Origin of the sequence: Frankia sp. AgB32 (assembly GCF_023243045.1) — a bacterium.
In the GTDB taxonomy this organism is placed as follows: domain Bacteria; phylum Actinomycetota; class Actinomycetes; order Frankiales; family Frankiaceae; genus Frankia.
This window is the reverse complement of the sequence record NZ_JALKFX010000008.1, coordinates 65478-91061: the sequence shown is the minus strand read 5'-3', so window position 1 is coordinate 91061 and position 25584 is coordinate 65478. Positions and strand designations below refer to the sequence as shown.

The window sequence follows — 25584 nt, the reverse complement described above, 5'->3', positions numbered from 1 at the left end:
CAGCATGACGTCACCGTCGGAGGCATCGTCCGCCGGACCGCCCGTCGCGCCACCGGGATCGTCCGGCCAACGCGGTCCGATGGACGTCGCGCGGCTGACGGAGCTCGTCTCGGCCGCGGGTCTTGATGTCGCGGTGGTTTCCGAGATCGACTCCACGAATGCCGCCCTGGCGCGAGCCGCACGCGCGGTCGTGGCGGAACCCGGTCTCGCCGAGATCTCCCGCCGGTGGCATGCCAGCTCTGCCGACGGAGCGGCTGCGCGTGGCCAGGTGCTGGTCGCTGAGAGGCAGACGGCGGGCCGGGGGCGGCTCGATCGTTCGTGGCTGTCGCGGCCGGGCGCCGGGCTGACCGTGTCGCTGCTGCTGCGACCGTCGCTCGAGACCGCGCGCCTGGGCTGGTTGCCGATGGTGGTGGGAACCTCGCTGGCGGCCACGGTGCAGTCGTTCGCGGGCCAGCCCGCGGTGCTCAAGTGGCCCAACGATGTCCAGGTTGACGGCGCGAAGCTGGCAGGCATCCTGACCGAGCTGGTCCCCGTCCCCGCGCCGGCATCGGTGATCATCGGTTTTGGGTTCAACGTGCTGGCGGAGCCGGATGAGCTGCCGGAACGCTCGACGAGCCTGCTCCAGCTCGGAGCCCCGGCCGCCGCGCTGGATCGGACCGCGTTGCTCGGGCGACTCCTCGGCGATCTGGTCACGGCGCTGGCTGCCTGGGAGGCGGATCCTGGGCAGGCGCGCGCCGCCTACCTGGCGCGGTGCGCGACGGTCGGCCGGCAGGTCCGCCTCATGCTGCCCGGCGGGGGCGTCGAGACCGGGACAGCGACGGATGTCGATCCTGACGGTCGCCTGGTCGTGGACGGCCGCGCCTACAGCGCCGCCGATGTCGTCCACCTTCGATGACCTCCGGGTCCCAGGGACCCCGGCGTGGCTCGTACGGGTCAGGTGCGACGATCGTCACTGTGGCATTTCCCGATGACATCCTCACCCGGGACGAAGAGGTCGTCCTGCACCTGCATCCGCACTGGGTGAGCCTCATCGTCCCCGCGCTGTGGACGGTGGCGGCCATGCTCTTCGCGGTGCTCGGTGTCTTCTTCGCTCCGGGCGGCTTCGTGCAGAAGCCCATCCAGTACCTCGTGCTCCTCGTCGCCCTCGGCGCCATCGCCTACCTGGGCGTCCTGCCGTGGCTGCGCCAGCTGACCACCCACTACGTCGTCACCAGCCAGCGGCTGGTGATCCGCGAAGGGCTCGTGACCCGGGTCGGCCGTGACATCCCGCTGGCCTGGCTGGTGGGCGCGACCGTCCAGCAGAGTCTGTTCGAGCGAGCGGTCGGATCGGGCCGTCTGGTGGTCGAGACGGCCGGCGGGCGGGGGCGGGTCGTGCTGTCGTGCGTACCGCACGTCGAGCGGGTGCAGGAGAACCTCGCCGAGCTCGCGGCGCCGTATCAGGCACGCGGCCATCCCGATTTCCCGAGCGGTGACTACTGACGGCGGCCACCGAAGCGGCCGAGGATTCTCGGGCGCGGTCTCATACCGGGCTGAAGGTGCGCCACCAGGCGAACAGGCGGGTGGGGTCGGCAGCCTCGGCCGTCAAGCCCAGGAGCTCGGCGTCAATGGTCCAGGTGATGGTGAATCCGGTCGGAGTCGCCTCGCACAGGATGGTGCCGCTTCGGCGGGAGCTGTGCGCCCAGTGTTCGACACTGGTCTGTCCCAGCCTGCAGTCCCCGGTGTCGGTGAGTGCCGCCGATCGGCGGCTGACGTCGGCTCGCAGCGCCGAGGCGTCCGCGTACCTGACGATGGAGAGCTGGGTGGGAGACCCGACTGCGCCGGCGCCCGGCGCGCATCGTAGCGCGGCGGTCACGCCAGTGCCGTCGCGTGCGCCTGGTTGACAGTCCGTCACCACGAACGGCCGTAGGGCGGCCAGCAGTCCGGCGTCGGCCGCGTCGAGGGTCCCGGCGGCGCTCGGAAGCGCGGACGTGCCTGGACCGCCGCTGCGAGCGGGGCCTGACCCGGTGGGACGAGGACGTGCGGGGCCGTCCGAGTGCGACCCGCCGGCAACCGTGAGACCGATGGTGACCGCCGCGCCGAGCACGACGAGCACCGTGACGGTGGCGATGATGGCGCTCCGCCGCCGTCCCGCGTGCCCGCGTCGGCGCCGCTGGCCGCCTTCGGCGTCGCTGGCTGGAACCGTCGCGGCCGGGGGTGACTCCGACTCCCGCGACAGATCTGGGTCGGGTTCCGCCGCCATCGGACCAGCCTCCCCGGGTGAGGTCAACCAATCAGTGCCGCAGTGGATCGAACGTGTGCCACCACGTGTTGAGCTGGGCCGCGTCGGGGTCGTCCGTCGAGAAGGCGACGAGCTTGTCGTCGTAGGTCCAGAACTCGTAGAACCGCCTGGCGAAGAAGTAGCAGAGCCGGTTGCCGCCGACCCTGTCCGTCGGAGACGTCCACCGCTCGGTGCTCTGCTGCCCGTCATCGCAGTTTCCCTCGTCGACGTAGAACGCCTCCCGGGCGCCGATCTGCCGGTCGACCGCCGAGCGGTTCGGGAAGCTGAACGCCGACACGTTTCCGCCGGAGGACGCCTTGCAGTTCAGGGTGGCATCCGCGTAGGCGCTGTCGCTGCGGGTCGGAGCCGTGCAGTCGGTCAGCGCGGTCGGGTTCAGCATGGCGCGCAGGCGGTCCTGCGGATTCCCGGCCGGAGCGGCGCTCGCTGCGCCCCCTGGTGCCGCCGGTGTCGGCCCGGCGGGAGCGGCGGCGGTCTTGGTGTCGCCGCCGGCGGCGAAGGCAAGGATGCCGAAGACGACGATCAGTACCACGGCCAGCGCGCCGCCCGCGGCCAGCAGCCGCCGGTCAACGAGGACCTTGTGTCGATCGGCCGCCGGTCGACGGAGATCCTCCGGGGTGGGGGCGGGGGCGCGCGGGCTCGTGCCGGGCTCAGGCGGCAGGCCTGGCAGAAGGCCGGGTAGCACCGCGTCGTCGTCCGGGCCGGACTCGCTCGGTCGGTACCCGCCAGACGCGCGGCCAAGTGCGTCCAGCGCTGGTACCTCGGGCAGGGGGAGTCCGCCCGTGCTCGCGGGTGGGCGATGCCCAGCTGCCGGCGCGAGCTGCGGTGGTGCCATCGGGGCGAAGGGCGGACCCGCCGATCCGGTGGAACTGGCGGGCCCGCGCAGGGCTGTCCGCTCGCCCGCACCGCTCCCCGGCCTTGTCGGCTCGGGCACAGCGCCCGGGTACGGGCCGCCGCCGGAGCCGCGGCCACCCGTGCGCCCGGGCATCGTGGAGCCAGGCGGAGTCAGTCGATAGGTGAGCTCACCGCCGTCCGAGCCTTGGCGGCCATCGCCGGACCACGTCGGTGCAGGGGGCCCCGGTCGCGCGGGAGGCGCGGGGTCAGGGGCTGGCTGACCGGGTCGCGGACCTGATGGCAGGGCCCCCGGGCCGGTCGCTGGCCGGGCCGGCGGGGCGTGGTAGAGCGGCCCGGGTGGGCCGGCAAGTCCGCCGGGCGGGTCCGGCGGTCCCGAGATCCTCGGCGGCGGGTAGGACCCGGGTGGCGGGAACGGTCCGGCGCCAGGTGCTCCAGGTGGGCTCGGCGGCCCTGGCGGTCCCACGGGCCGGGGTCCGCTGGGGGCTGCCTGCGGACCGGCCGGCCCCGTTGCGGGTGGCCAGACCTGGTTGTTCGACGTCGGTGGCCCCGGCGGCCAGCTCGGGCCCCCGGGTGCACCAGGCCGCGCGGGTACGGGCGGAACCGCCGGCCCGCCCAGCCGGGGAGGTGCGGAGGGAACGGGTGGGCCGGGTGGCCCGGCGGGTTCGCGGACACCGGCTCCGGGGCCGGTGGGGTACGGGCCGGTGGGATACGGACCCGCGGGTGGCGGCGACCACGAGGTGTGCCCGGGGCGGGCCGCACCAGGCGGTGAGCCCGGGCCCGGAGGGAACGAACCTGGCGACGGCGGACCAGCGGGCGCTGGCCCCGTGGGTCCACGCAGCGGATACCGCCCGGGGGGTTGCAGGATGGTTCGCTCGGTGTCGTCGAGATCCGCCTGCGCGCCATCACCGCCGCCGACGGGTGGCGGTGATGGCGTCTGGTCGGCTGAGCGTGGCGCTTCGTCGTCGCCACTGCCACGGCTCGGCACGGTTCCTCCCGGGATGGGTGACGTATGCGGCCCCAGCGTAGGCGTATCACCCTCCGGACACGTTCGGTATTGGGCTACTGTCGCACAAATACCGCCCTATGCCGGGAGTTCAGCTCTGCGGGACCGGGTCGAAGCCGCTCCACCATTCGTAGAGGGCGGCGCCGTCGGTCCCCGTGGCCATGAAGGCGACGAGTTTGTTGGTGTAGGACCAGTAGATGAAGTGATCGTTGGTGCGGGTGCTGCAGACCGCGGTGCCCTGGGTCTGGCCGTTGTCGAAGTTCCAGGTGAAGACTTCGTCGCCACCCTCCTTGCACTTGCCGTCCGTTGTCGTGACGAGGGACTTGCGAACTTCCTCGTCGCTGTTCAGGTCGGCAGTCGTGGCGTAGGAGTAGGCGGCGACGACCTTGCCGTCCTCGGAGTTGCAGAACAGCGAGGCCTCGATGTGGTCGCCCTCGCCGTTGGTGTTCGGCTCGCATTCGGTCATGGCCGAGTCGTCCAGCTTGGCCAGCAGGGCGCTCTCCGCCGGGGTGAAGCTTGCCGAGGCGCTTGCCGACGGGCTCGGCGAGGGTGTCGTCGACGGGCTCGGTGATGTGGTCGGCGCGCTGGATGGGGGGGCGGACGCCGTGGCGGCCGCGATCGGCTTGTTGTCGTCGGAGCCACCGCCGGAGAGCAGCGCCACCGGAATAATGATCAGCAGCAGTACCGCCACGACGGCCGCGCCGATGATGATGGCGCGCTTCCGACCCGGGTTGCTCCCGTTCGGACCGCCGCCTGCCGGGTAGCCGCCGTAGTCGCCCGGCTGCTGGTAGCCCGGCTGCGGGTAACCGGGCTGCTGGTACCCCTGCTGTGGATAGGCCTGCTGGTAACCGGCCTGCTGGTAACCGGCGTCTTGATAGCCCTGCTGCTGATAGCCCTGCTGTGGATAGGCGCCCGGCGTGGGATAACCCTGCTGGTAGCCCTGGTTGTAGTCGGTGCCGGGAGCGGGGTAGCCGCCCTGCTGGGCATAGCCCGCGGTGCCGTACTGGCCACCGCCCACCGGCGGAGACTCGCCATACGTTCCACCCGGCGGAAAGCCCGACGGGGGATACTGGTCCGCGGAGTTGTCCCCAGCCCCGCCCGGGGTGCCGTAGGAACTCGTCCCGTAGCCCTCGGGCAGCACCTGCGTGCGCGGATCCGCACCGCTCGGGCCGCTGGGGTACGGGTAGCGCTGATCGACCGGCGGGTTCGGTCCCGCGCCGGGGGGCGCGTCGCGCGACGGAGCGGGCGGTGGCCAGGCTCCGCGCCGGTAGTCGTCGGAGTCACTGACGATCCGGGTCTGCTCCGCGTCGTCGTCCTCGTCACTCGCGCCGTACGAGCTGGCCCCGTATGCCCCGGAGCCGTATGCCCCGGCCCCGTATGCCCCGGAGCCGTGCGGACCGGAGCCGTGCGGACCGGAGCCGTGCGGACCGGAGCCGCCGGGACGACCGTCGGCCGGCCATCCGCCACGCGGCGGCACGCCCGCCCGCCGGGTCTCGGCGTCCGGGTCCTGGGGGCCGGATCCCGGTGACTGCATGAGGTCCTCCTGATGCCGCGCGAGGGCGCCCTCGCCACGCGCCTCCTCGACGCGCTGGTCGGACGGCCGCGTGGTGACCGGTCATCCTGTTCCCCGCGCCTCGGAGGCAGCGCCGGCTCGGAGGCCGTGTCTGCCCAGAAGCGGTGGAATGGATGAACCGCGTGTACAACCCGTGCCGGGTTCATGCCGATGTTAGGGCTTTGCCGTTACTTTGGCGCGGCAGGTCGCCTTCTGGACACATCTTCTGCATTCCGTGACCGGAATATCACGGTGCGGCGTGTTTGGGTGGTGGCCCACCCGGCGCTGACCTCGGCTCCGAGGGCCGGACGCGCCCAGGGCGGGAGCGGACAGCCGCCGCCATGTGCGGGTTCGGGGTGTCGCTCAGCCCGCGTGGCGGATCAGGACCTCGTCCACGATCGTTTCCAGGAATGCCCGGTCGACGGGGTCGCCGGTAAGCAGGACGCGCTGGACGATGACAGCGGTGCCGATCTCGGTGAGAAGGGATCCGTCGACCTCGGCCCGCAGTTCGCCCCGGGCCACCGCTTTTTCCGCGATGGCACGCCAGCTTGCGTCGCGCTGCGCCGACAGACCGCGGCGCAGCGCGTTCCGGAGTTCGGGATTCCGGGGCATTTCCGAGATCAGTTCCGCGAGAATCCGACCGCGGTCGCTGCGGATCGCCTCGTGGAAGGACACGAGGAACTCGAGCAGGTCCAGCCGCAGTGATCCGGTGTTCGGCGTGGGCATCCGTTCCTGGGCGAACGCGTCGATCGAGTCCAGCACCATCGCCAGTTTCGACGGCCAGCGACGGTAGATCGTTGCCTTGCCGGAGCGGGCCCGGGCGGCAACGCGGTCCATGGTCACGCCGTCATATCCGAGCTCGGCCAGCAGGTCGAGCGTAGCCGCCCGAATCGCGAGGTCCCGGCTCTCGTCGCGGGGTCGCCCGCCGGTTCGGGGCGACGTGAGCGAGGACTGGGACACGGCATACCCTCCCGACGAGGTCTGGACCGGTCGGTGCGGGCCGCCAGGGATCCGGGTGCGCACTGACGCATGGTGTCTGCTGGCGGACGCGTAGCGGCGGTTTGGCGCGCAGAGCGTAACTCACCCGGGTTGCCGCGAGCGTGCGTCAGCGCCTGACCGGACCACTCTCGGTGCTGTCCGGTCGGGACCAGTATGGCGGGTGCCGCGGGCGGTCCGCGGCGTTCCCTCGCCGGGCCGGCGACTCGCGCGAACCGCCGGTGCAGGCTCTCTACCTGCGACTGCGCGCGACGCGGAGCCGGGACTGGTAGGCCGCGGACAGATGACAACGGGCTTGTGCCGAGCGGACGGCCCCGGCGGTCCGGCCTGGCCCGGCCGAGGGGCGCCGCCGCCAGCAGGCGCCGGGCGGCGGCTGTCAGACCTGGCCGGCGTGCTCCGGCACCGCGCTGCGGGTTCGCGGGTCGAGATCGGGGCGCGTGGCGGCCTTCGGGTGGTCGGGGTGCAGGAAGACCCACTTCTTGTAGGCCCAGAAGCGGAAGACCGTGCCCAGCCCGGTACCGAGAACATTGCCAAACAGGTTGAAGGCAAGCACGCCACGCAGATCGAGCGCGTATCGGGCGAACCCGAGGCAGCCGAGCGCGATCAGGAGGCCAATCGTATTCAGGATCACGAAGAGCGTGTACTCCCGCCGCAGCCCGGTTCGGGCTCGGTGGTTGAAGGACCACTGCCGATTCCCGATATAGGAGACGGTGGCCGCGATCACCGTGGAGATCGTCTTCGCGCTGAGTGGGCCGACGCCGAGAACCGTGTGACACAGGTTCGAAACCAGGAAGTCGATGGCGTAGCAGGCGCCACCGACCAAGCCGAACTTGCCCATCTCGTGGATGAGTACCTGCATCGGCGAGCGTGCCTGCCGGTGACTCACCACCGACGACCTCGATCGATTCCTACCACCAGTGGAGAGTACCGGCTGGCCCGTTCCGCGGATGGCCCCACCCCCCCGGTCTGACCGCGGGTCCGGCTCCGTCGCCCGTGGTTCGTCATCCCGATCGGCCCCGGGTGGTGATGACCTGTAACGCGAGTGTGTTTGCCGCACCCGTGTTGTGTTCCCTGTTTTACTGTAGGTGATGCAGGTGATTCGCTGCGCCGGGCTACGTGAGTGGCGCAACCCCGTCGAATCCGCTAAACGTTGGCGCTCCTGGGTAGGAGCGCGGCATCCTGGCTGACGCGGCGCGCGGGCTGCACACCGATCGGAGGACCGACGATCATGATCTGCTCTGGGAGCCGGCAGACGTGCTCACCCAGCCGGACGCACGGCTGATGTCGATGTCCAGTAGGCAGTCGATGTCCAGCGGGCAGTCGACGTCCATCAGGCACCGGGAGGCCGCAGACGTGAGCGGTGACAGCACTCGGCCGGCGGATGTCATCCCGCCGGAAGACGATCGTGAGGGCATGGCCACGGCCACGGAACTGCTGCTGACCTACGCCGCCGGCAACCCGGCCCGCCGCCAGGAGGCCGGGCTGGCGGACACCCCGGCCAGCCCGCGACTCGGAGTCGCGGTGGTCGCGTGCATGGACGCGCGGATCAACGTCGAGGCATTGCTGGGCCTGGCCGAGGGCGACGCGCACATCCTGCGCAACGCCGGCGGCGTCGTCACCACCGACGTGGTCCGCTCACTCGCCGTAAGCCAGAACGTGCTGGGCACCAAGGAGATCATCCTGCTGCACCACACCGGCTGTGGGCTGGAGAAGATCACCGAAGACGGCTTCCGGGACCAGCTGGAACGCGACACCGGCGTGCGCCCGGAATGGTCGGTGCAGGCCTTCGCGAACGTGGAGGACGACGTCCGGGTCTCGCTGCGGATCCTGCGGTCCTCACCCTTCCTGCAGGCCACGACCTCGGTGCGAGGCTTCATCTACCAGGTCGAGACCGGTGCGGTGGTCGAGGTCGAGCTCTGAGGGCAGCGGTCCGAGCGGCGGTCGGCCCAGGGCCCGGTAGGTCCAGCCGGCCGCCCGCCAGACGCGCGGATCCAGCGCTCCACGGCCGTCGATGACGACCGGCCGGGCGACGTGCGGACGCAGGACGGCCGGGTCCAGCTCGCGGAACTCGGCCCATTCGGTGAGGACGAGGACGACCTCGGCACCGGCCACCGCGCCGACCACCGAATCCGCGAAGTGAAGATTCGGGTGGACCTCCTGGGCGGCCGTCACCGCAGCCGGGTCGTACACCGCCACGTGCGCGCCGGCCCGGTGCAGGGCGAGTGCGACCTCGAGCGCCGGCGAGTCGCGGATGTCGTCGGAGTTCGGCTTGAAGGCCACGCCCAGCACTCCGACGGCCCGGTTCGCCGGCGTGTCTCCCAGCACCTCGCGGGCCAGTGCCACCGCCCGCTCGCGCGCGCGGACGTTCACCGTGTCCACCTCGCGCAGGAACGCCATCGCCGGCCCGACCCCGAGCTCGCGGGCGCGGGCCTGCAGGGCCCGGATGTCCTTCGGCAGGCAGCCACCGCCGAACCCGATGCCGGCCCGCAGGAACAGCGGTCCGATCCGGTCGTCATGGGCCAGCGCGCCGGCCAGCGCGACGACGTCGCCCCCGACGGCGTCACACACCTCGGCCATCGCGTTGATGAAGGAGATCTTGGTGGCGAGAAAGGCGTTCGCGGCGCCCTTGGTCAGCTCGGCGGTCGCGTAGTCCGTCACGATGACGGGTGCGCCGTTGTCGATCAGTCGGCCGAAGATGGTGCGCAGCCGCTCCTGCGCGTAGCCACCCGGGGTGACGCCGAAGACCAGCCGATCGGGACGAAGCGTGTCGTCGACGGCGAAACCCTCGCGCAGGAACTCCGGATTCCAGGCCAGTTCCGCCCCGGGCGCGCCGACGGCGAGCTTCGCGGCGAGGCGGGCCGCCGTGCCGGCGGGCACCGTCGACTTGCCGACGATCAGGTCGCCCGGCCCGAGCCCGGCCGCGATCAGCCCGCTGACCGCGGCGTCGACGTGACGCAGGTCGGCGGCGTCCGAATCGGCCCGCTGCGGCGTACCGACGCAGACGAAATGGGTGTCGGCCCGGTCGACGGCCTCGGCCAGGGAGCTCGAGAAGGTCAGTCGCCCGGCTTCCAGGTTCTTCCGCAGGAGCGCCTCCAGGCCGGGCTCGTAGAACGGCACCTCGCCCGTGGACAGCCGCCGGACCCGGGTGGCATCGATGTCGATGCCGACGACCTCGAAGCCCAGCTCCGCCAGGCATACCGCCTGGGTCGCGCCGAGATAGCCCGTGCCGATGACACTGATCCGCGGATCGGTCGACCTGCTCACGCCCAGCACCTCCGCCCTGAGGGATCGACCTGGCCGCCGAACGGCGCCCGGCAGCCGGGACAGCCGCGTGGTCGTCCCGACCAGCCGGGCCGGCCGCGGCGCGGTGACGCGGCCGACACCGTCCGCCGCGAAGGTCGCGCACCGAAAGCCTCCGGCTGACGAGCGTAGTGACTACCCGTCCGCGTCGGTTCCCACGAGGGCCCGTCCAGGCGTCACCCGTGGCGGGGGAGGCGCAGAACGCGCACCGCGGCCGTCGAGAAGGGCCAACCGGCCACTCCGGCCACTCCGGCCGCCTCGGCCGCACCGGCCGCACCGGCGTCCGAGCCCACAACGGTGCCGACGGCCTCGAGTGGCGCGAGGACGGCGGTGATCCGTTCGGTCTCGGCCCGGCGATCCAGGGTGCCCGGATCGAGCCGGCGGCACAGCACGATCGACGCCCCGGCCGCCAACGGCGCGAGCAGGCCGCCGAGCAGGCCCTCGGCCGTGTCGGCCGCAGCGGTGCACAGGATCCGGTCCGTGGCCGTGAGGTCCCAGGCCGCCGCGGTCCGCATCGCCGCCCGCACCAGGCCAGCCTGGTGCGGGGGGGCCGGCGGAGCGGCGAAGCGGTCGCCGTGCGGGGGGACCTCGGTGGCGTAGTCGAGGACGCCGGGGATCGGCCGGGCCAACCGGCCGCCCATCGGGCGCAACGAGAGAGCGACCGTCTCGTCGGCCGCCAGCGCCGCCGTCGAGTCGAGCCTGTCCTCGGCGACGAACAGCGCCCCGAGCCGGGTCGTCGCCGGCTCGGGGCCGGTCCCGGCGGTGTCGGGATCGGAGTCCGCCGGGATGACGAGGACGTCCAGCCCCGCCGACCAGCCGGCGAGCGTGATGACCAGGCCGAGCCAGTGGGCCGGCAGGGCGATGCCGATCTGGTCACCGGGGGCGAGGCCCAGGGTGTCCACGAGCATGTTCGCGGTCTTCGCCACCCAGTTGTCGAAGGTGGTCGCCGAGAACTCGAGCCGCTCGCCGGTCGCGTCGTCGTAAAAGGTCACCAGTGGTCGCGCCGGGTCCGTCGCCAGCCGGCGGGCGAACAGGCCGGCGATGCCCGAGGCGCCCGCGGACACCTGCGGTTCGGCCCCGGCGGCGGTGCTCGCCGGGTCCAGCAGGCTGGCCGCGGACACCAGCCGGGGCGTAGCGGAGGCGGTCACGGCGTGCAGGTGGTGTTGATGGTGAACGGCGCCGCCGTGGCGCGCGTCCCCGCCGTAGCGCCCGTCCCCGCCGTGGCGCCCGTCCCCGCCGTGGCGGTGGCGGTGGCGGTGGCGACGGGGGTCACCCTGGCGGTCCCGGAGCCGACGGCGGCGCCCACGCGGGTGGCGGTCATCATCGCGCTGGTGATCGTTGCGGCGCCGGTGCTGGTCGTGGTGGTTGCGGTGGTTGCGGTGGTTGCGGAGCCGGTCGGGAGCCCGGGGAAGGTCGTCCCGAGGATCACGACGAGTCCGTCGCCGGGAGCGGATCCGTCCTCGACGAGCCGGCTGCCGGGCAACCGGGCGGCCAGGGCACGCGCGGCGTCGGTCAGTGCCGGGGAGTGGTGGATCTCGGTGAGCGGCTGAGCCGCTGCCGTCGAGGTCGTCATCGATCCAGTGAATCCGAGCGAGCGCAGGGCGTCGACTGTGGCGGCGGCGAGTCCCGTCCGCCCCGAGGCGTTGCGCACGGCGGCGACGGGCACCGCGACGGGTGCGACGGCGGCGGCGGAACCGGTGGCGGGCGCGGGCGCCGGTGTGCCTGGCGCCGGCCGTAGCGGCGCGAGCACCCGGTCGAGTCCGGCCTGGTCGGCGAGCAGCACCGCGCCGTGCGGCGGGATGGTGCCAAGGTCGTCGACGGCGCCGTCGGACCGCAGTGCAACGCGCGTCGGGACGGTGACGAACTGCACCTTGTTCGACCGCAGCCCGTTGATCCGTTTCGCCAGCCGGAGCAGTTCCTCCTGGTTGAGACCCGAGTCGACCCGCAGGGTCCCGCCGACCGCGTTGAGCAGCGCGGTGATCTTCGGCGGGCTGGTGAGGACGCCGGCGCTGGTCGCGGTGGCCAGGAGCCGGGAGAGGAACTGTTGCTGGCGCAGGATGCGCAACCGCTCGTCGCCGAGGGCGTACCGGGTGCGGACGAAAGCGAGGGCCTGCTCGCCGTTGAGCCGGTTGAGGCCCAGATGACCGTTCCAGCCGGACATCGCGTCGTGCAGGTTGCGGGTGCTGCCACCCGGCAGTGGCGTCACGCACACGGTGACTCCACCGACCGCCTCCGTCATGGCGCGGAAGCCGGCGAGATTGATCGAGACGGTGTGGTCGATCTTCAGGCCGGTCAGCGTCTCGATCGTGCTGACCAGGCCCGGAACGCCGGCGAGGGCCAGCACCTCGGTGAGTTTCGCGCGCCCGTCGTGCGCGCTCGCCCGGCTGCGGGGGACGACCGGCACGAGCATGTCGCGCGGGAACCACAGCTAGGGTCGCCGAGCCGTCCCGGGCGAGATGCACGACGATCGTCGTGTCCGAGCGGACTCCGTCGACCTCGCCGTACTCGCCGTCGGTGCCGGCCCGGCTGTCGTCGCCGAGCAGGAGGATGTTCTGCGCGCCGGCCACCCCGGCTGGCCGGGCGCCGTCGATGGTCCAGCGTTCCCGGACGATCGCGCCGTCGAGATGCCGGTAGGCGACCCAGCCCAGGGTGCTGACCGCGAGAACGAGCGCGGAGGCCAGTGCACCGACGACGAGGGCCAGGCGTTGCCAGGGCGCGCGGCGCCGGCGCGGCTGTCGCGGATCGAGGTCCGCCGGCAGCACATGGGCAGGCCGGCGGGCGGGTCGTCGGCGCGGCGCCGGCCGGCGGCCCGGCCCCGGGGCCCGGCCGTGTGACGGGCTGTCGGCCGGACGTTGCGGATGGCCCGGACGTCGCAGGGTCGTGGTCGTCTCGGCGGACGGGGGCGACCAACCGGGCGGTGGCGGTGCGTTGCCGCGGGTTCGCCGCGGGGTCGAGCGGTCCGAGATCCCGCGCGCTGGCCGGGGCCGCGGTGGGAGACCTGATGGATCATCGTCGCGCTGCCGTGGAATGGTTCGGGGGCGCGGAACGGACGGTGTCGATGCTGGCTGACTGAAACGCACGGGGTCGCTGACGCTCCTTGATCGGATGGCTTGGGGAAGCCTTCGGAACGCGCTGGCGGCCTTGGGTTACGACTTAACTGGAGCTAAAGACCCGCGGCGGGGGGCGGGAGGTTGTCCCGGGGGTCTCCCTGCGGGTAGGCGGGACCCGCCGACCCGCGGCGGTTCGCCCTGGTCAGCCCGGCTGGCTGGCACGGAAAGTGACCAGGCGGGTGCCGGCGCTGGCTCGGCGTGGGCGGGGCGAGGGGCGGCCGGGAGGAGCCGTCTAACCTTGCGTCAACCATGGATGAGCCGGAGCTGACGCCCGCCGAGCGTCCGAACCCCCCGCCCGCCGCGCGCACCGTGACCGACGCCGAACCAGCCACGGCCGTGGCGGATGCCGGCGCCCGCGACCTGGCAGCACCCAGCGCCACCAGCGCGGATGCCGATGCCGTCGACGCCACCGGTGCCACCGCGCTGCCCGCGCTGCCCGGACAGCGCGCGGCGCCGGAGTCCGATGGTCCCCGGCGGCGACGGCGGCGACGGCGGCGACGGGGGCGCCGCGGGCCCGCCCTGCTGCTGCTCATCACCGCGGTGCACGTGGCGATGCTGGTCAGCTACGCGTTCGTCTACCCGACCTGGGCGGGCTACGACGAGGCCCAGCACGTCGACATGGTCTACGGCCTGCAGCACGGCGTCGGGTGGCCGGCCCCGGGCAAGAAGATGATCGCCACCGGGGTCGCGGCGACGTCGGACGACTTCGACCGCGGCCGGTACGCGGACATGTTCCAGTCCGGCGGCAAGCGGCGCGGCGCGCCGTCGTTCGCCGAGATCGACCCGACCCCGCGCGACGAGCGGAAGTCCTTCGACGCCCTGGGTGGTGTCACGCCGGTCGACGACGGCCGGCTGTCCAACCAGATGGTGCAGCACCCACCGTTGATCTACGCGGCCGGCGCCGTCCTGCTCTACCTCCTGCCCGGCTCGCGGGACTGGGCGTACGACCGCCAGGTGTTCGTCCTGCGACTGTTGAACATCCTGGTCGTGGCGCCGCTGCCACTGCTGGGCTGGCTCGCCGCGCGCCGCTTCGGGCTCGGCGAGCCCGCGGCGCTGGCGGCAGCCGCGTTGCCGCTGGCCATCCCCGGGTTCACCCGGGTCGGCGCCACGTTCAACAACGACGGGATCCTGACGCTGACCACCGGCGCGCTCACGGTCGTCCTCGCCGGCGTGATGCGGGGTGACCTACGTCGGCGCACCGCCGGGCTCGTCGGGTTGTGGTTCGGGCTCGCCCTGCTGTCCAAGGCATTCGCCCTCACGCTGCCCTTCATGATCGCGTCGGCGTACCTGGTGGGTTGGTGGCGCGCCGGGCGCCGCCGCGGCCCGGCGGCGGAGGGTGGCACGCGGCTGGCCCGCTGGGCGCGGACCGCGCGGTCGGAGGTGGCGTCGCTGCCCTGGGTGCCCGCGGGGCTCGGCGTCGGCGTCGGCGTCGCGATCGGCGGCTGGTGGTGGGTGCGTAACGACGTGCTGTACGGCGCCGTGCAGCCCAACGGCTGGGCGACCGATCCGCCGCGGCGGGAGCCGCTGCTGCTGCCCGACTCGTTCTTCACCTGGTTCTGGTACTTCCTCCGCACGATGATCTCGCGGTTCTGGGGCGGACTCGGGCTGTTCGAACCGCCGCAGCTCTCTCCGGTCGCGATCGTGCTGGCAACGGTCATCGTCGTCGGCCTGAGCGTGACGGCCGTCGTCGGTGGCTGGCGTCGACTGTCCCGGGCCGAGCGGCTGGTCGGCGCCGCCGGCGTGGTGGTGCTCCTGCTGCCGGTCGCCTTCGCGTACCTCTCGGTCGGTCAGCGCAGCTGGGCGGACTACAAGATCTACACTCGCGGGATCGCCGTCCAGGGCCGCTACCTCTACCTGGGCATCGTCGGTCTGGCCGTCGTGGTCGCGCTGGGGCTGCGTCGGGCGTTGTCCGGGCGCGAGCGCTTCGCCCCGTTGGTGATACTGGTGGCGGCGCTGCTGATGCAGGCCGCCGCGCTGTTGGCGATCTGTTCGTACTACTGGCTGCCGCGTCGGGTGGTGTTCACGCCGGCCCGGATTCCGCAGGTGGTGTCAGGGATCGGCCGCTGGGCGCCGTTCCCGATCGGCGTGACCGTCGCCGTGTTCGTGGTGACGGCCGCGCTTTTCACCGCGAACGTCGTCCTCGCCGCGATCGGCGCCAAGGCAGCGCCGGGGGCCCGCGCCGGCCACGGCTCTCGGCCGGGCCGGCGGACGGCTCAGACGGCGCCCTCGGATGGATCAGGCTCCCGGGACGGTGGCCACGGAGACGCGGGAGTGGTCCCCGAGCATGAGGCGGTGCGCCTTCGGTAGGGCCGCCGACGGCACGACCTCCACGTCCCGCCCGATCAGGGAGTCCTCGATGCGGCCGATGCCGCGGATCGTCGCCCGCTCCAGGACGATCGAGTACTCGATCTCGGTGCGTTCGATGGCGCACGAGTGGAAGATCGACGTAAAGGGTCCGACATAGGTGTCGATCAGGGTGGTGTTCCGGCCGATGATGGCCGGACCGCGCACGGTCGAGCGGATCAGCGAGGCGCCTTCCTCGATGACGACCCGGCCCACGATCGAACTGTCGGCGTCGACGCTGCCATGGATGGCCGGCTCGACCGATTCCAGCAGGTGCCGGTTCGTTTCCAGCATGTCGGTCAGCCGGCCGGTGTCCTTCCAGTAGCCCTCGACGAGGTGCGAGGACACGTCGCGGTCGCCGTCGACGAGCCACTGGATGGCTTCGGTGATCTCCAGCTCGCCCCGGGCGGACGGTTTGATCGCCCGGACCGCCTCGTGGATGGCCGTGCCGAACATGTAGACGCCGACGAGGGCGAGGTCACTCGGGGGTACCTGGGGCTTCTCGACCAGCCTGACGATTCGCCCCTCGGCACCGAGTTCCGCGACACCGAACGCGGACGGATTATCCACCTTCGTCAGCAGAATCAGGGCGTCCGGAGCGTTCCGCCGGAACTCCTCCACCAGACTGGAGATGCCGCCGATGATGAGGTTGTCGCCCAGGTACATGACGAAATCGTCGTCGCCGAGGAAGTCGCGGGCGATCAGCACCGCATGCGCGAGGCCGAGAGGTGCCTCCTGCTGGATGTAGGTGACGCGGATCCCGAACGCCGAACCGTCGCCGACCGCGGTCTCGATCTCCGCGGCCGTTTCGCCGACGATGATGCCGACATCGACGATGCCGGCTTCGCGAATGGCTTCCAACCCGTAGAAGAGCACCGGTTTGTTGGCGACCGGAACAAGCTGCTTGGCAGAGGTGTGGGTGATCGGCCGCAGACGGGTTCCCGATCCACCCGCGAGAACGAGGGCCTTCATGATCCGCGACTCTATCGTGTGGCGCCGCCCGGATGGAGAGCAACCGCGGGCGCGCCGTCGGTTTCTGGCCCGGTGGATCCCTTTGTCGGGGACGCATCACATGTCGCGGATGGTGACCGGCTGTTCTCGCCGCAGCGGGGCGGTGACGGGTACGCGCCATCCGATACGGGTACGTTGAGTAGCCGAAGGGGTTCGCTCCGGCCGGCGCGCCGGAATGGCGACGGGCCACCTGATCGTTCCACGACTCGTGAGATTTCGCGGCCGCCTGGGAGGGGGACACGGTGACCGATGCGCCGCCGCGTTCGCCGGATGATCCGCGGACCGATCGTCGAGGGCCTCGGGCCGGCCGCCGCGGCCGGGCCGGAAAGCAGCCCCCGGCCAGACCCGCGTCCCCGGCGCAGCCGGCATCGCCGTCCCCGTCCGCCCTGGGTGACCCGGCCGGGCTGTCCGAAGCCGGCTCGGCTGCGGGGAACGCCTCGACCGAGGTCGTCCCGGCGGGACCGGACGCCCAGCGGGAGGGCTCGCCGTTCGGGCGTCTGGCCCTGCTGCTGGCGGGCCTGCTCTCGGCACTGATCCTGCTGACCACGGTGGGCGGGTGGACCGCGTACGAGTACTTCGGCGCGCAGATCCACCGGATCCGGCTCGGCCTCGGCGATGATCGTCCTGCCGACGCCGTCTCCGGAACCCGCAACTACCTGCTCGTCGGCTCGGACAGTCGGGCCGGCACCGGCAACGAGTACCAGCGCCAGGGAGCGGTCACCGACGAACGCTCGGACACCACGATGCTCGCGCATCTGGATGCCGACGGGACGACCACGATGGTCTCCTTCCCGCGGGACACCCTGGTGCGCATCCCCGGGCACGGCCGCGCCAAGCTCAACTCGGCGATCACCCTCGGTGGCCCGAGCCTGCTGATCCGGACGATCGAGTCCCTCACCGACATCAAGATCGACCATTATGTCTCGATCGATCTCGCCGGGTTCAAGTCCATGACCGACGCCCTCGGTGGAGTCACCGTCTGTGTGAAGGCGCTGCCGGACGGCTCACGGTCGAATCTGTACGACCCGTGGTCGCAGTGGCGTGGCCGGGTCGGCGAGAACCGGCTCAACGGCGAGCAGGCCCTCGCCTTCGTGCGCCAACGACACGGCCTGCCGGACAACGACTTCGACCGCATCCGCCGGCAGCAGCAGTTCATCGGCGCCGTGTTCACCCAGGCGACCTCGACGGGTGTCCTGGCCAACCCGGTCCGGCTGGAAAGCCTGGTGCACGCGGCAACCGGTGCGCTCACCGTCGATGACGGGACCAGCATCAACGATCTGCGCGCGCTGGCGACCCGGCTGCGGGGGATGTCCGCCGACCAGATCCGGTTCGAGACGATCCCGGTGCACACGCCGACGCCGGCGGAGGGGGCCAACGCGCTCGGTGAGCTGCCGCGGTTCGGCGCGGTCCAGCTCTACGACCCGATCGCCCTGGAGAAGTTCCTCGCGCCGTTGCGCGGCCGGCCGGGCCGGTCCACCACGCGGTCCGCGAGCCCGTCACCGACGGTGCCCGCGTCCGCGGTGACGGTCGACGTCTACAACGGTGCCAGCATCTCCGGCCTGGCCGGCTCCGCAGCGACCCGGCTGACCCGGGCGGGCTTCCAGGTCGGCTCGTCCCGGACCTGGTCCCACGGCACCCTGACGGCCTCCCAGGTTCGGTACCACCCAGGGGACGTCGGGGCGGCCAGAACCGTGCAGGCGGCGGTGCCCGGCAGCCGGCTGCAGGAGGACACCGCCGTTCCCGCCGGCCGCGTGAGCCTGATCCTTGGCACGAGCTTCAAGGCGAGCGCCGTGGTCACCCCGTCGACATCGGCCCCGGCGTCGGCGTCGGCCCCGGCGTCGGCCGGCGGTGCCGCGGCGGCGAGTGCCGCCCCATCGGCCGCCGCGGTGCCGAGCGCGCCCAGTGCCCCGGAGACGGCGTCGGAGATCACCTCAGGCTGCACCTACTGACCGCTGGCCGCTGTTGGCCGCTGGCACCCTGCCGACCGCCGGTTTCGACCGCCGAGCGCCCTCGTGGCCGCGGTCCCCGCGCCGGCGCGGAGGCTGTCACGGTCCGGCGGATGGTTCTGCCAGACTCGGGCCGTGCGCGTTCTCGTGACCGGTGCCGCCGGACAACTCGGTGCCGACCTCTGCCGCCTGCTCGACGCCCGGATGGCGCAACCCGACTCCCCGGTGCGGGCCTGGGCGGGGCTGGCCCGCGCCGACCTGGACATCACGGACGCGGCGCGGGTCCGTGCCGTGGTGCGCGACCAGGCGCGGCCGGCGAAGATCCAGGGCGGCCTCGTCGTCATCAACACCGCGGCGTGGACGGACGTGGACGGCGCCGAGGCCGACGAGGCCAGCGCCTATGCGGTCAACGCGACCGGCCCCGCGCATCTCGCCGCCGCCTGTGCCGCCGTCGACGCCACCCTCGTCCAGGTGTCGACCGACTACGTCTTCGACGGCAGCGCGTCGAAGCCCTACGAGACCGGGGACGCGACCGGCCCCGCCGGCGCATACGGCCGGACCAAGCTGGCCGGCGAGGAGGCCGTGCTCGCGTTGCTGCCGGCGGCGTCGTTCGTCGTCCGCACCGCCTGGGTGTACGGCCAGACCGGCCGTAACTTCGTCAAGACGATCAGCCGGCTGGCCCGGGAGCGCGGTTCGGTCTCCGTCGTCGCCGACCAGGCCGGTTCGCCGACGTGGTCGGCCGACCTCGCCGGCGGCCTGCTCGACCTGGTCACGTCCTCGGCGTCGCCCGGCATCTACCACTGCACGAACTCCGGCGAGACCACCTGGTACGGCTTCGCCCGCCAGATCATGGCCGAGGTCGGCCTGCCCGCCGAGACGGTCACCGCGACGACCACGGATGCCTTCCCGCGCCCCGCCGCCCGGCCCGCGTACTCGGTGCTGTCGGCCCGTTCCTGGACCGACGCCGGCCTCGCCCCGCTACGCCCCTGGGACGAGGCCCTGCGCGCCGCCTTCGCCGCCGCCGGCGACGACCTGCGCGGCTGATCACGATCAGCCCGGCCGCGTGACCCGCGTACCGACCCCGGGGCCGGACGGGTCGGTGAACGCCTGCCGTCGCGGACCGAGGGCCGCGACGACAGGCGCTTCGGTCAGCGGGGCGGGTCGTCGAACTCGATGGTGATCAGTACCTTCAGCTCGATCGCGGTGAGCGGGCGCGTCAGCGGCTCCGGCTGTGCCTGAGTGACGTCGGCCGCACTCGGAGCGGGCTCCCGCCGAGGTCGCGTCACGAGCATCGCTTTGGCGAGCTCAGCCAAGCAGCATGGAGGCGGCCAGCGGGTCCCGGGTGGCTGCGACGTAGATCACAAGTGTGACGCACACCACTACGGCGAGGACGCTGGACGGCTCGGTACGTGGGGCAGCTCGTCGGTCGTCTGTGTTCCAGTCCGTCGCTTCCTGTTGGGGAACGGCTGGCCACGCCACACGGAGGAACCTACTCATCCGGACCATGGGCGCCGCCGTCCTCTTCAAGTGGAGAACGTGCAGCCGGGCACCAGGGCACCCTTATCCCGGACCGGGAGATGAGCAAGATGAGCGAGATGAGCAAGATGAGTCGACGTCTGGCCAAGGAGCGATACCAAAACGGTCGGATCGACCCGCCGCAACCGATGCTTGCTGTGCTGAGTGTGCGCTGGTACAAAAAACTCTGCTGTCGAGGGCTCACCTGAACTTGCCACTCGATGATGCATTCATGCTGCATATGCTGTCGGCCGCGAGCGGCATCCCTCGCGCCGCCCAACACCGCTCGGCGGCGCGGTGCCGTTGCCCGGTCATGGTCCACGTTGACGGCCGGAAGATGCGAGCGGCAATTCATGCCCTTTATTGATTTGCCGCTGCTGTATGGTAAAGAGAGCCGGCGTGTCGGCTCCGGATGGCCTTGAGAGAATCGTTAACGTCCAGTAGGCGACTCGCGGCTGTCAGGTTGCTGTCGCGGCAGGCGGAAGGTCGGAATGCGTTCTCCCTTCCGGGGCTTCTTTGGCTGTCGGGCGGCGGGGATCGCCGTCGCGGTGGCAGTGGCCAGCGTGGGTGGCAGCGCACCGCCAGCCGGGCTCCTTGATCCGTGGCGAGCGAGGGTTTCGCCGTGGGTCCCGGCTGCCGCGGTGGCGTCGCCGCGGTGGCGTCGCCGCGATGACGGTCGCAGGTCGGCGCGGCGCCAGCCGGGTCGACGGCTGTGGTCGAGGGCTGCGGCCCGACGGATCCCTGAATCGATGTAATGATCGAACTTCCGATCACATGCTGTTGTTGTGTGCTTCCCTCGGCGTCACCCGGTGGTCGGAAAGGTGAAACGTCTGGTCATCCCGCCGCCGCATTCATGTCACCGTGGTTTCGCCGGCATGTCGCGTGATGGTCGCCATGTTTACGTGGCCATTCCGTTGCCATCCGGACCGGTGCGCCTGACGGGCGGCTGACGCGGACATGGCTCGTCAACGTGCCTCGGGCAGGACCGCGGCCCGAGGTGCTGCCTGCCACCTGGAGGTGCATGCGGGCGGGCCTTGGATCGGGTCCGCGCGAGCACGAGACCCGTGCCACAGCGGGGATCACCGTCCGGCCAGGCGTCTCGACCCAGCCGAGGCGTTCCCGTGATGACCTGCGAGACTGCACATGATGGGCAGCGTTGACCAGGACACCGGCGAAAGCATCGGGGGGATCGTCCCCACGCAGCCTCACCCGGTCGCGGCGCCAGGCGGCGACGTGGCGGAGCCGGCTTCGGCCGTGGCCCATCCGGTGCGTCCCGCGGCGCTGTGGCGGTTCGGGCGGCGGCACGCGGTGTTCGGCGTGCTCCTTCTCCTGGGGGCCACGGCCCGGGCGCTCGTGCTGGTTGCCTACCCGCCGGCGCTGATGTACCTCGGTGACTCCGGCGCCTATCTGGACCAGGCGTGGCGCGGCCTCTGGCCCGGTGACTGGCGGCCGTCCGGTTATCCGATCTTCCTGCGGCTGATCGACGGACCGGGTCACCTCACCCGGATCGTGGTCGTGCAGCACCTGCTGACGCTGGCGGTGGCCGTGGGGCTCTACGCCGCAGCGCTGCGGGCGGTGCGTCGTCCGTGGCTCGCCGCGCTCGCGGCCGCGGCCGCCCTGCTGGCCCCCTGGGTGCTGGACCTGGGTCAGTTCGTGCTGGCCGACAGCCTGTTCGGGGTGCTCGTCGCGGCGGGGGTCGCGGTCCTGGCCGGTTCGGTCCGGCCCGGCGCGCGGGCCGCGGCGGTGGCCGGACTGTTGCTCGGCGCCGCGTTGTGCGTACGTACCGTCGGTTACGGTCCGCTCCTGGTCGCGGCGCTCGTGCTGATCGTGGACGCGGCCCGGAGCCGCCTGGGCGCGCGTGCCCGCGCCGGGCTGCCGTTGGCGGCGTTCGTGCTGGCGGCCGCCGCGCCGATCGGCGCCTACGCGGGCTGGAGCGCGTCCGAGGGCAAGGGCTTCACGGTGTCGGCGCACTCCGGCTACTTCCTGTACGGCCGGGTCGCGCCGTTCGTCGACTGCGCCTCGTTCTCCCGCCCCGACCTGCGGTCCCTGTGCGACCCGCGGCCTGTGGCCCAGCGCGGCGCACCGGTGCGGTACCTCTGGCCCGCCGACTCGCGGTTGCGCCAGGGCCACCGGGGGATCCCGGCGGGTCGCGAGGACCTCGCCGCCCAGTTCGCCCACCAGGCGGTGCGCGAACAACCGTGGATGCTCGTGACCTCCTCCCTGCGGTATCTCGCCGGCTATCTCTCGCCCGTGCCGCACGAGACGGCGAAGACCTCCCGGGCGGACACCTGGGAACTGCCGACCAGGACGACGAACGCGCTGCCGGCGGACGACCCGCACGCCGAGGACGGCTATTTCGTCGCGACCACGGTGCGCGCTCCCGCCGCTGCCCTCGCGGACTGGTCCCGGCTGTCGTACCCGCCGCTGCCGTTGATCGGGCTGGGGCTGCTCGCCGGCGTGGCGGCGACGGCACTCGCCCTCGCCCGCCCGGTCCGCACGCGCCGCCGCCCCTGGCCGGCCGGCGCGGGCAGCGCGGCGGTCGAGCGGGCCGGCACCGGGCACCTGGCCGCGGGACGGCTGTTCTGGCTGGCCGCCGGGTCCAGCGTGTCGACGCTGGTGCTGTCCGCGGTCACCGCCGGCTTCGACTACCGCTACCTGGGGGCGGTCATCGGCCCGGCCGGGCTTGCCGCAGTCGTCGGCGCGGCCTGGTTCGTCGCGGTGCTGCGCCGCCGGACCCCGGGGTGACCGACGCCGGCCGGCGGCCCGCCCGTTGCGCGCGGCGCTGGCTGGTGGCCGGGGTCGCTGCCGCCGGCCTCATCTTCTGCTCGCTGGGCCTGCTCGTCGCCGCGGTCCTCCCTCCGTTCGCCAGCGCCGACGAGGTTCAGCACACCGCCTACGCGCTCGAGGTCGCGCACGGCTCCCTGCCCGAACTCGACACGCCGCTGCGGTCGCGGTTGCCGGGGATGCCGGGCCTGCCGGTCGGGTGTCGGCTCGGGCCGGCCGCGGCCCGAGCCGCGGTGGACGCGCGGGCGGACCGGGTGTGCGGGGTGGCGCTCGGTCGGCCGCTGTCGAACTACGATCTCGTCTACACCGCCAACCATCCGCCGCTGTTCTACGCCGCGGAGGCGGTGCCACTGCGGGCTGGCACGGCGCTGGGGCATCCGCGGGCGGGGTTCCGGGCGGCCCGCGTTCTCAACGTCGCGTTCGGGCTCGCCGTGCTCGTCGCCACGGCCGTCCTCGGCCGGGTGTTGTTGCCCGGACGGCCCGAGGTCGCCGTGGGTGCTGCGGCGCTCGTCGGGGTCCTCGGCGCGGTCGTGACGTCGGCCGGGCAGATCTACAACGACGCGCTGGCCACGGCCATGGTCACCGGCCTGCTCGCCGCCGCGGCCGCGCTGGTCCGGCGGGGGCCGCGGCCCTGGATCATCGTCGGGCTCGTCCTGTTCGCGGTCGGCGCGCCGGCCAGCCGGGCGAGCGGCGCCGTCGCCCTCGCGGTCGTGCTGCCCGCGGTCGCGGCCGGCGTCGCGTTGCACGCCTCCGGGGGACCGGGGCGCCGCCTCGCGCGCGGCGCGGCGGCCGCTGGCGCCGTGTGCGCGCTGGTCGCCGCCGCGGTCGGTTGGTTCTACCTGCGCAACGTCCGGCTCTACGGCGACCCGACCGCGGCCGGGCGGATCGCCGAGATGTTTCCGGTCGCCGGGCCGCGGCGATCGCCGGAGCGCCTGCTCACCGACGGTGGGCTGTGGTGGTCGGCCTACCGTGGCCTGTTCGGCCGTCCGCGCCTGGTCACCGGGCAGGTCGAGCAGATCGTCGTCGGCGTGGCCGTCGTCGCCGCGGCCGGTCTCGTCGGGACGGCCCTGCGAGCCGGGGTCCGCCGGGGCCGCGAGCGCACCGCGGCTCGGCCGTCGGGTCGGCCCCGCGATCGTCACCGGCTGGCCGCCGCGGCCCTCAGCTGGCTGCTGGTCGTCGGTCACTGTCTGCTGGTGGTCGCGACGTTCGTCGGGTACATCGCCGCGGGCGGGGCGCCGTTCGCCCGGTACCTGCTGCCGATGGTGCCGGTGGTCGCGGTCGGCGCCGCCGCGGGCTGGCAGGCGCTGCCGCTTGGCCGATGGCGCGGGACGCCGCTGCTCGTCGCGGTCGTGGCGGTGGCGGTGGCCACCGTGGAACTGCTCGGGCGGGAGGTGGCCTGGAAGCAGCGCGGATTCGCCCCGCTCGGTCTCGCCGGGCGGCTGCGTGCCTCCTGGGCGTTGGCCGGGCCCGGCTCGCCGCGGATCGGTCTGGGCGTGCTCGCCGCCGCCGCGGCCGTCGGCGTCGTGCTGCTCGCCGTCGCGCTAGGCCGACTCGGCGACCCGGCGGTAGACGGCCGCGGTCAGCTCCGCGGTGCGCCGCCAGGTGAAGGACCGGGCGTGCCGGCGGCCGGCGTCGGCGTCGCCGGGGTCTTCGAGCAGGTTGATGATCGCCTCGGCGAGTTCGTCGGCGAAGGAGTTCCGATCCGCCTGCCGGACCAGGCGGACGGGACTGCCGGCGCGGGCGGCGGTCACCACCGCGCCCCGGTCGGCACCGCCCGGCCCGGCTCCAGCCCCGGCCCCCTCGGGAACGGCGAGGAGCTCCCCGACGACCTCCCGCACGGTCGGGATGTCGGCGGCGACGACCGGGACGCCGGCGGCCAGCGCCTCCAGGGGCGGTAGCCCGAAACCTTCGTACCGGGACGGGAAGCACAGCACGCTGGCACCCGCGACGGTGGCCCGCAGCCGGTCGGCGTCGAGGTAACCGGCGGTGATCACGCTGCCCGCCGGTAGCCCGGCGAGGTCGAGGGTCGGCCCCCAGCCGGGCGGCCCGACGAGGACCAGCGGCGGCGCGCCGAGCCTCGCGGCGTGCAACCGGCGGACGGCCTCCAGCAGGACCGGCAGGTTCTTGCGCGGTTCGACCGAGCCGACGAACAGCAGGTACCGCTCGGGCAGGCCGTGCTCGCGCCGCCAGGCCGCCGTCGGCACGGCGGTGCCGAACCAGGCGTCGTCCACGCCGAGCGGGGTCGGGGTGACCAGCGCCGGGTCGAGCCGGTAGGCGCTGATCACCTCGTCGGCCACGGCCCGGCTCGGGGTGAGTACGGCGGACGCGCGCCGCAGCCCGCGGGGCACCAGGTCGCTGTAACGCGCCGACGCGGCGCTCACCGTGTCCGGGGTGCGCAGGTAGGACAGGTCGTGGACGGTGACGACGCCGCGGGCCCGGCGTAGCGGCGGGAGCACGAAGTTGGTGCCGTGCACCACGTCCGCGGGCCCGGTCAGCCATTCGACCGGCGGGTGTTCCCCGCGGATCCACGTCTCGTGCAGCAGCCGCGCCGGTGCCCGCCGGGCCGCCACCCGGACGCCCGGCGGAAGGCTGCCGGCGAGCTCGTCCAGCCCGCGCCAGGTGAAGGCGGTCGCGGCCAGGTCCCACGACGCGGCCGCGCCACCGCCGTCGGCCGGACCACCACCGCCACCACCGCCACCACCGCCACCGGCGTCGGCGGCGGCGGCGGCGAGGCGGGCGAGCCCGGCGAGCAGATGCTCGGTGTAGCGGCCGACGCCGGTGCGGCGCCCGAGCAGCGGGGTGCCGTCGAGCACGATCGTCGTCCGGCGCCCGCCCGCGGGCGGGCCGGCTGCGCGTGTCACGTCCATCCGGCCAGCCTCGCTCTCGGTCACGGC

At 73.0% G+C, this 25584-nt stretch carries 19 protein-coding genes; 8 read left to right on the top strand and 11 right to left on the bottom strand.

The features are described 5' to 3' along the window. Positions 1-4: 4 nt before the first annotated feature. Positions 5-895, top strand: coding sequence for a biotin--[acetyl-CoA-carboxylase] ligase (locus tag MXD60_RS04430; protein ID WP_248817656.1), 891 nt, complete (start codon positions 5-7; stop codon positions 893-895). 59 nt (positions 896-954) lie between these two features. Beyond that, entirely contained in the window at positions 955-1479 is a 525-nt protein-coding gene (locus MXD60_RS04425; RefSeq protein ID WP_248817655.1) for a PH domain-containing protein, read from the top strand. 40 nt (positions 1480-1519) lie between these two features. Here MXD60_RS04425 and MXD60_RS04420 read toward each other — a convergent pair whose 3' ends face one another. The 5 genes from MXD60_RS04420 to MXD60_RS04395 all read right to left on the bottom strand — a co-directional run bounded on the left by MXD60_RS04420 (position 1520) and on the right by MXD60_RS04395 (position 7540). Next, positions 1520-2239 carry a hypothetical protein gene (locus tag MXD60_RS04420; RefSeq protein ID WP_248817654.1) on the bottom strand — a complete coding sequence of 240 codons (720 nt, stop codon included), beginning with the start codon at positions 2237-2239 and terminating at the stop codon, positions 1520-1522. 31 nt (positions 2240-2270) lie between these two features. Further along, positions 2271-2960 (bottom strand): hypothetical protein, encoded by a 690-nt coding sequence (locus tag MXD60_RS04415; RefSeq protein ID WP_248817667.1) that lies wholly within the window; start codon positions 2958-2960, stop codon positions 2271-2273. Between the two features lie 1264 nt (positions 2961-4224). Beyond that, positions 4225-5667, bottom strand: a complete 1443-nt coding sequence (locus MXD60_RS04405; protein WP_248817653.1) for a hypothetical protein — start codon at positions 5665-5667, stop codon at positions 4225-4227. A 381-nt stretch (positions 5668-6048) separates the two neighbouring features. After that, complete coding sequence (locus MXD60_RS29255; protein ID WP_248817652.1) at positions 6049-6645, bottom strand: TetR/AcrR family transcriptional regulator; 597 nt, start codon at positions 6643-6645, stop codon at positions 6049-6051. Between the two features lie 412 nt (positions 6646-7057). Then, positions 7058-7540 (bottom strand): GtrA family protein, encoded by a 483-nt coding sequence (locus tag MXD60_RS04395; protein ID WP_248817651.1) that lies wholly within the window; start codon positions 7538-7540, stop codon positions 7058-7060. Between the two features lie 428 nt (positions 7541-7968). On the opposite strand from MXD60_RS04395, the gene MXD60_RS04390 reads away from it, so the two are divergent. Continuing rightward, the gene (locus MXD60_RS04390; protein WP_518467334.1) at positions 7969-8601 is read left to right on the top strand and encodes a beta-class carbonic anhydrase; all 633 of its coding nucleotides are present in this window, start codon (positions 7969-7971) and stop codon (positions 8599-8601) included. Here the strand turns inward: MXD60_RS04390 and MXD60_RS04385 are convergent. From MXD60_RS04385 to MXD60_RS04375, 3 genes are all read right to left on the bottom strand, one after another. Further along, positions 8518-9954 (bottom strand): UDP-glucose dehydrogenase family protein, encoded by a 1437-nt coding sequence (locus MXD60_RS04385; protein ID WP_248817649.1) that lies wholly within the window; start codon positions 9952-9954, stop codon positions 8518-8520. The two genes, MXD60_RS04390 and MXD60_RS04385, sit on opposite strands and share 84 nt — an antisense overlap. A gap of 203 nt (positions 9955-10157) precedes the next feature. Next, on the bottom strand, positions 10158-11129 hold the full coding sequence (locus tag MXD60_RS04380; RefSeq protein ID WP_248817648.1) for a TIGR03089 family protein: 972 nt from the start codon (positions 11127-11129) through the stop codon (positions 10158-10160). After that, complete coding sequence (locus MXD60_RS04375; RefSeq protein WP_283097763.1) at positions 11126-12391, bottom strand: LCP family protein; 1266 nt, start codon at positions 12389-12391, stop codon at positions 11126-11128. Before MXD60_RS04375 ends, MXD60_RS04380 begins: the two co-directional genes overlap by 4 nt. 46 nt (positions 12392-12437) lie before the next feature. Here MXD60_RS04375 and MXD60_RS04370 point away from each other — a divergent pair, with 46 nt between their 5' ends. Together MXD60_RS04370 and MXD60_RS04365 are read left to right on the top strand one after the other, a co-directional pair. Next, complete coding sequence (locus tag MXD60_RS04370) at positions 12438-12815, top strand: hypothetical protein (RefSeq protein WP_248817647.1); 378 nt, start codon at positions 12438-12440, stop codon at positions 12813-12815. A gap of 525 nt (positions 12816-13340) precedes the next feature. Next, positions 13341-15398 (top strand): glycosyltransferase family 39 protein, encoded by a 2058-nt coding sequence (locus MXD60_RS04365; protein WP_248817646.1) that lies wholly within the window; start codon positions 13341-13343, stop codon positions 15396-15398. Here the strand turns inward: MXD60_RS04365 and MXD60_RS04360 are convergent. After that, on the bottom strand, positions 15327-16406 hold the full coding sequence (locus MXD60_RS04360; RefSeq protein WP_248817645.1) for a glucose-1-phosphate thymidylyltransferase: 1080 nt from the start codon (positions 16404-16406) through the stop codon (positions 15327-15329). The two genes, MXD60_RS04365 and MXD60_RS04360, sit on opposite strands and share 72 nt — an antisense overlap. Before the next feature lie 281 nt (positions 16407-16687). Here MXD60_RS04360 and MXD60_RS04355 point away from each other — a divergent pair, with 281 nt between their 5' ends. After that, positions 16688-18394 (top strand): LCP family protein, encoded by a 1707-nt coding sequence (locus MXD60_RS04355; RefSeq protein ID WP_518467328.1) that lies wholly within the window; start codon positions 16688-16690, stop codon positions 18392-18394. A 132-nt stretch (positions 18395-18526) separates the two neighbouring features. Beyond that, a complete protein-coding gene (rfbD, locus tag MXD60_RS04350; RefSeq protein ID WP_248817644.1) occupies positions 18527-19435 on the top strand; it encodes a dTDP-4-dehydrorhamnose reductase in 909 nt (302 codons plus the stop codon). 104 nt (positions 19436-19539) lie between these two features. On the opposite strand, the gene MXD60_RS04345 is transcribed toward rfbD, so the two are convergent. After that, the gene (locus MXD60_RS04345) at positions 19540-19677 is read right to left on the bottom strand and encodes a hypothetical protein (protein ID WP_248817643.1); all 138 of its coding nucleotides are present in this window, start codon (positions 19675-19677) and stop codon (positions 19540-19542) included. Positions 19678-21052: 1375 nt separating this feature from the next. Here MXD60_RS04345 and MXD60_RS04340 point away from each other — a divergent pair. Further along, a complete protein-coding gene (locus tag MXD60_RS04340) occupies positions 21053-22651 on the top strand; it encodes a hypothetical protein (RefSeq protein ID WP_248817642.1) in 1599 nt (532 codons plus the stop codon). Between the two features lie 1580 nt (positions 22652-24231). Here the strand turns inward: MXD60_RS04340 and MXD60_RS04335 are convergent. Beyond that, entirely contained in the window at positions 24232-25557 is a 1326-nt protein-coding gene (locus MXD60_RS04335; protein WP_248817641.1) for a glycosyltransferase family 4 protein, read from the bottom strand. Positions 25558-25584 lie beyond the last annotated feature (27 nt).